The 1,584-nt window shown below is 67.7% G+C and carries 2 protein-coding genes; both read right to left on the bottom strand.

Translation table 11 applies throughout. The features are described from left to right. Nucleotides 1–114: 114 nt before the first annotated feature. Nucleotides 115–780: a 7-cyano-7-deazaguanine synthase QueC gene (gene queC / locus AC1DQP_RS20295; RefSeq protein WP_256775466.1), complete on the bottom strand. Its 666-nt coding sequence runs from the start codon at nt 778–780 to the stop codon at nt 115–117. A gap of 100 nt (nt 781–880) precedes the next feature. Continuing rightward, entirely contained in the window at nt 881–1,579 is a 699-nt protein-coding gene (queE, locus tag AC1DQP_RS20300; protein ID WP_457319258.1) for a 7-carboxy-7-deazaguanine synthase QueE, read from the bottom strand. Between the last annotated feature and the right edge of the window lie 5 nt (nt 1,580–1,584).

Consider the following 1,584-nt stretch of genomic DNA (forward strand, 5'->3'; position numbering starts at 1 on the left):
GATTAAAAGTCTTCTGCTCTACCGACTGAGCTAACGGCCCATTGCACGCCCCGGCATCGCTGCCGGGGGTGCGCATTCTAACCTATCTTGGCGCCAAGGCGTACCGTCCGCCGATCAAACGTAGCGGGTCGGGTCGGCCACGCCGGCCTCGGTGAAGCCCTGCGCGCGCAGGCGGCAGGCGTCGCAATGGCCGCAGGCCGCGCCGCTGTCGTCGGCGTTGTAGCAGGACACGGTCAAGCCGAAATCCACGCCCAGGCGTACGCCTTCACGCACGATGTCGGCCTTGCTCAGGAACTGCAGCGGCGCGTGGACCTGGATCCCCGCCCCTTCCACGCCGGCCTTGGTGGCCAGGTTGGCAAGGGCCTGGAAGGCCTCGATGAACTCGGGCCGGCAATCCGGGTAGCCGGAGTAATCCACTGCGTTGACGCCGCAGAAGATGTCATTGGCGCCCAGCACTTCGGCCCAGCCCAGCGCGACGGACAGCATGATGGTGTTGCGCGCGGGCACGTAGGTGACCGGGATGCCCTCGCCGCCCGCTTCGGGCACGTCGATGTCATCGGTCAGCGCCGAGCCGCCGATGCTGCGCAGGTCGACGTTGACGGTCTTGTGCGCGACCACGCCCAGCGCCTTGGACACCGCGGCGGCGGCATCGAGTTCAGAGGTGTGCCGCTGGCCATAGCGCACGCTGAGCGCATGCACGGCGAAGCCCTGTTCCTGGGCAATGGCGATGACGGCGGCGGAGTCCATGCCGCCGGACAGGAGGACGACTGCTTTCTTCATGGGGGTGTTTCCGGTGGGTTGCGGGAGCCAGCACGCTGTCCCGCGCCGGAATGACTTCAAAAAGAGGCGTGGCGAGCGGCGGACGCGCGCTCGCCGACGATCAACGGCCGGGTTCGTCGTCCCAGAGGATCTTGTGCAGCTGCATCTGGAAGCGCACCGGCAGGCGATCAGCGACGATCCAGTCGGCCAGCTCGCGCGGGCTGACCTGGCCCTTGCTCGGCGAGAACAACACCATCGCGCGTGCGTTGAGCGTGTGTTCGGCAACCATCGCCCGTGCCCACTCGTAGTCCTCGCGGCTGCACAGGACGAACTTGATCTGGTCGCGGCGGGTCAGCAGCGACAGGTTCTGCAGAAGGTTGCGGGCCATTTCGCCAGAGCCCGGGGTCTTGAGGTCGACCACGCGTGATACGCGCGGATCGACCGCGCTGACATCCAGCGCGCCGGAGGTTTCCAGCGAGACATCCAGGCCGGCATCGCACAGCTTCTCCAGCAGCACCAGGCAGCGCTTTTGCGCCAGCGGCTCGCCCCCGGTCACGCAGACGTGGTGGACACCCTGGGCCAGGACCTCGGCGACGATCGCGTCGATGTCCCACCAGGTGCCGCCATGGAACGCGTAGGCGGTGTCGCAATAGGTGCAGCGCAGCGGGCAGCCGGTCAGGCGCACGAACACGGTCGGCCAGCCGGCGGTGTCGGCCTCGCCCTGCAGCGAGGTGAAGATCTCGGTGATCTTCAGGCGCGGCAACGGCGACTGCACGATCTCGCTGGGGAGCGCGGCGGCGGCGGACAAGGAGACGGTCATGGCGG

Source organism: Stenotrophomonas sp. P5_A8 (assembly GCF_056400545.1).